The sequence below is a fragment of the Mesorhizobium sp. M7A.F.Ca.CA.004.12.1.1 genome (assembly GCF_003997835.1).
Lineage (GTDB): Bacteria > Pseudomonadota > Alphaproteobacteria > Rhizobiales > Rhizobiaceae > Mesorhizobium.
On record NZ_RZRK01000508.1, the window covers coordinates 1 to 4,533 of the forward strand.

The window sequence follows — 4,533 nt, forward strand, 5'->3', positions numbered from 1 at the left end:
TGAAGGTGCTCGCCATCCCTCTGCTGGGAAGGATTGGCTGGCTCGACTTCAAGACGCAGAAGATTTCCAATCGCGACGTGCTGCTGCTGCTCTGCCTGGGGGCCGGGGGCTTGCTGCTGCTGTCGCTCCAGTCAGGCTCGTGGTGGGACATGGGGCTGAGCGCTCTCGCCGGACTTCTGCTGTTCGTCGCGCTCTTGCCCTTCTGGGTCTTGCGCAAGATCGGCGCCGGCGATGTCAAGCTGCTGGCAGTCGTGCCATTCCTGATCAGCGGCAGCGCTCTCGCAGTGTTTTCAGTGCTGCTTCTGGTTTTCGCTTTGGCAACCGCGGTCATCGTGAAAAACCCGTTCATGCTGCCCGCGGGTGCTTTTCGGCTTGTCGTCCAGCATCTGGACCGCAAGGGCGTGGTGCCGTTCGGCGTGCCGATCTCGCTGGCCGCGATCTGTACGCTGGCGTTCCTGATCTACAGGAGTTTGACGGTCGCGAGCAGCTCTGGAATCCTCAACCAGCTCAACTGACCCTGTCATCTCACGCGGCTGAATTCGTCGCGCGGGAGATTTGACGGAGCATCAAACGAAAAACCCGCCTGTGCGGCGGGTCACTGGCGCAAATCAGCACCATAGGCAAAAATGTACCATAGCTGAGTGCAGGGAGTCAAGAAAAAATTCCTATCTTGAAGCGCTGCCTGCGCCGCGGCGCTCCGTTCAATCCCGCAGCAGGTCGAACATCAGCTTGAAGAAGCGGTCCGCGTCGACCTCATGGGCGATGCGGGCATTGTCCTTTTCACCGCGCTCGCCCCAGTAATCGGCGATGGTCGCGCCGAAGGCGTAGGTGCCGGACAGATCGACGCCGATATGGGCAGGGCGCGTGCGCACCAATGTCGGATCGATGGCCAGCGCCAGCGCCAAGGGATCGTGCATGGCGCCGCCGACGCCCATCGAGTTGCGGTGCAGCTTCTCGTAGAACAGCAGCCAGTCGTTGACGAGCCGTCCGAGCGGCGTGTCGATGGTCGCGAGCTCGGCATATTGCGGCGCCTCGATCAGCACCTGCATGGTGACGTCGAGGCCCACCATCAGGATCGGCACGCCGCTGTCCAGAACGATCTTCAGCGCCTCGGGGTCGCAGAACGCATTGAACTCGGTCGGCGTGATGATCTCGCTCTTGCGGTAGAACACGCCGCCCATCCAGATCAGCTCCTTGATCTTGGGCAGCACGTCGCGATGCTTGAGGATCATCAGGCCGATATTGCTGAGCGGGCCGGTGGCAACGACCAGGATCGGTTCGGGCGCGGCGCGCAGTCTGTCGGCCAGGAAATCGACGGCGTGCTGGTCAACCGGCTTGATCGTCGCCTGCGGCAGGTAGGGCGAGCCCTCGAGGCCGCTTGGGCCATCGGCGGTGCCGAGCACCAGCGGGCGCGCCAGCGGGCGGTGACAGCCCTGCGCGACAGGCACCTCGCCGGCGCCGATATACTCCAGGATGCGCAAGGCATTGGCGGTCGTCTTCTCGACTTCCGCATTGCCGCAGGTCGTGGTGACGCCGAGTAGTTCGATGGCCGGCGAGCGATGCGCCATGACCAGCGCGATGGCGTCGTCGTGGCCGGGGTCGCAGTCGAACAGGATAGGAGTTGGCTTGGTCATCATGTCGTCTTTCACGCCGCCCGCTCGTAGCGCGCTATGGTTTTCTTGAAGCCGTCGAGGAAACGCCGGCCGTCCAGGCCGGTGCAGATGCGGGTGGTCTTGGGCCCGCCGCCGGGCAGCAATTGCCGGCCGCGATAAGCGACGGTCTGGCCGCGCGCCAGCCTGCCGTCGAGCACGACGTCGGCGAACAGCGGCTCGGTCATCGTCGCCAGGCCGGGATCGAAAGCCAGCGCCACGGTGATCACGTCGTCCATCGGGAACCCGACGAGGTCGAAGAATTCGCGCCAGATGTCGATGTAGATCGGGAAGCTGTCGGCGATCATCTCAAGGACGGGATTGTCCCTCGCGACGGCCTGCATGTCGGCGATGTCGTCGCGCGTCAGCATCGAATCGGCGACGCGGTTGTCCTCGCAGATGTCGAGCGGCACGAGGATCTTCTCGACATCGGCGTTGAGCACGATGCGCGAGGCCTCCGGATCGGCCCAGATGTTGTACTCCGACAAGGGTGTGATGTTGCCCGGCGTCTGGAAATTGCCGCCGAGCACGATCAGCCGCTTCAGTGCACCGGTCAATCCCGGCTCCTGCAACAGCGCCATCGCCGCGTTGGTCAGCGGACCGGTCGTCACCAGCGTGATCTCGCCCGGATTGGCCATGACCGTGCCGATGATGAAATCGACCGCATGTCCCGGTGTGGCCTGCCGCACCGGCGTCGGCGCCGGCGGGTTGAACTTCTTCAGGCGATCGCCGAAACGGGCAACAAGCCGCTTTTCGAAATGCACCGGCGCTTCCATATCGGCCTTGGCGTTGCCGACGATCGGCCGCCACGCGCCGGCGTGAACCGGGATATCGTCACGCCCGGCGAGCGTCAGCGTGTTGAGGACGACATTGGTGACCTGCTCGATCGGGCCGGCGGCACCGGTCACGGTGGTCACGCCCTCGAGCCGCAGCTTCGGATTGATCGCCGCAAACAGCACGGCGAGAATATCGTCGCCGGCCGAATCCACGTCGAGGATTATGCGTTCCATAAAGGCTTCCTTCACTGGTGATTTTTGCCGCCGGCTTCAGTGTTCTTGTCGACCGACAGCAGCTTGCGCATCGATTCCAGCGTCTCCGCGATAATCCTCGGACGCGCCCGGTAGGACAGCGCGAACAATGCGATCAGCGCGACGACATAGGGGACGGTGAGAACCAGATAGGAGGGATAGCCGAACGTCTGCAGGCGCAACGAAAAAGCATCGGCGAAGCCGAACAGCAGGCAGCCGGCCAGCACCTTCAGCGGATCGCCATTGGAAAAGATCAGGATCGCCACCGCCATGAAACCGCGGCCCGACGACATGTTTTCGGTGAACATGGTGATGTAGCCGAGCGACAGATGAGCGCCGGCGAGGCCCGCCAGCAATCCGCAAAGCAGCGATGCGATGTAGCGGACGCGGGTGATCGAGATGCCAAGCGCCTCGGCGGCTTCCGGTTTTTCGCCGACGACGCGGATATAGAGGCCGAGCCGCGTCCTGGTATAGCAGACGACCAGCAGCGGCACCGCGATGAAGGCGACATAGACGAGCGGCGTGAAGCCGGAGATCAGCGGCGCCCACGAGCCGAGAAGGTCGCGGGCACCGGGCAGCTGGACTTTCGGCAGGCCGACGATGCCGTGACCGACGATCGAGCCGCGCGTGCCGAAGATCGCTTTCATCAGCGAGATTGTCATGCCGCCGGCCAGGATGTTGAGGGCCAGCCCGACGACCACTTCATTGGCCTTGAAGCTCACCACCAGGACAGCAAAAACCAGGGCGAAGACGAGCGCCGCCGCGACGCCGCAGGCGACCCCCGCCAGCGCGGAACCGGTCCAGATCGACCCGAGGACGGCGAAGAAGGCGCCGACCAGCATCTGCCCCTCGAGGCCGATGTTGAAGATGCCGGCCTTGGTGGTGAACGAGCCGCCAAGCGCGACCAGAAGGATGGGCGCGGTGGTGCGAAGCGTCGCCGCGATCAGCGCGACGTTGATGAGCTTGTCTAGAATTTCCATCGCCGCTCCCCTGCCTGGCTGTCGCCACGCTTTCTCACCAGCACCTGGGCCGACACGCTGAGGATGATCAGCGCCTGGATCACGGTGATGATTTCGCGCGACGCGCTGGTGTCGACCTCGAGCAGCAGCGATCCGTTGCGCAGGGCGCCGAAGAACAGTGCGGTGAAGATGGTGGCGACGGGCGAGCCATTGGCAAGCAGGGCGGCGATCAGCCCGTCGAAGCCGAAACCGGGGGCAAATCCTTCCATGAAGCGGTGATGGACGCCGAGCGTCTCGACGCCGCCGGCCAGCCCGCCGACGGCCCCTGAAAGCAGCAGGACCAGGAAACCCTGCCGTTTCACGTTGACGCCGCCATATTCGGCGAATTTCGGCGCCGAACCGACCATCGTGACGCCGTAACCCCATTTGGTGTAGCGGAAGACAAGGGCTGCGCCGACCGCCAGCACCAAGCCAATGACCAGGCCCCAGTTCAACCGCGAAAAGGTGAAGATCTCCGGCAGATAGGATGTCGCCAGGATCGGCGGCGTCTCCGACCAGCCACCCGGCCGCTTGAACAGGAAGATGGTGAAGTAGGACGTGAGCAGCACCGCCACGTAGTTCGACAGGATCGTCGAGACGACTTCGTTGGTGTTGTAGCGGGCGCGGAAGTAGGCGGGGATGGCGACCCAGGCCGCGCCTGCCACGACCGCCAGCGCCAGCGCGGCCAGCGTGTGAATGCCCGCGGGCAGGGGCATGGCAAAGCCGACCCACGCGGCGGCGAAGCCGCCGAGGAACAGCTGGCCCTCTATGCCGACGTTGAACATGCCGCCGCGCAGGCCGATGCAGGCGGCGACACCGCAGATCAGGATCGGCGTCGTCTGCAGCAAGGTCCCGGCG

General features: G+C 64.3%; 5 protein-coding genes. 1 reads left to right on the top strand and 4 read right to left on the bottom strand.

Going from position 1 to position 4,533, the window contains the following annotated elements; all coding sequences use genetic code 11:
• The first annotated feature begins 5 nt into the window (after window positions 1-5).
• Window positions 6-515: a prepilin peptidase gene (locus EN984_RS23740; protein ID WP_127383985.1), complete on the top strand. Its 510-nt coding sequence runs from the start codon at window positions 6-8 to the stop codon at window positions 513-515.
• A 186-nt stretch (window positions 516-701) separates the two neighbouring features.
• Here EN984_RS23740 and EN984_RS23745 read toward each other — a convergent pair whose 3' ends face one another.
• The 4 genes from EN984_RS23745 to EN984_RS23760 all read right to left on the bottom strand — a co-directional run.
• A complete protein-coding gene (locus tag EN984_RS23745) occupies window positions 702-1,637 on the bottom strand; it encodes a nucleoside hydrolase (RefSeq protein WP_127269133.1) in 936 nt (311 codons plus the stop codon).
• An 8-nt stretch (window positions 1,638-1,645) separates the two neighbouring features.
• Window positions 1,646-2,659, bottom strand: a complete 1,014-nt coding sequence (locus EN984_RS23750; protein ID WP_127272240.1) for a nucleoside hydrolase — start codon at window positions 2,657-2,659, stop codon at window positions 1,646-1,648.
• Window positions 2,660-2,670: 11 nt separating this feature from the next.
• Window positions 2,671-3,657, bottom strand: a complete 987-nt coding sequence (locus tag EN984_RS23755; RefSeq protein ID WP_127383984.1) for an ABC transporter permease — start codon at window positions 3,655-3,657, stop codon at window positions 2,671-2,673.
• Window positions 3,645-4,533, bottom strand: an 889-nt coding sequence (locus tag EN984_RS23760) for an ABC transporter permease (RefSeq protein WP_164765603.1), incomplete at its 5' end; no start/stop codon positions are given. The genes EN984_RS23755 and EN984_RS23760, both read right to left, overlap by 13 nt.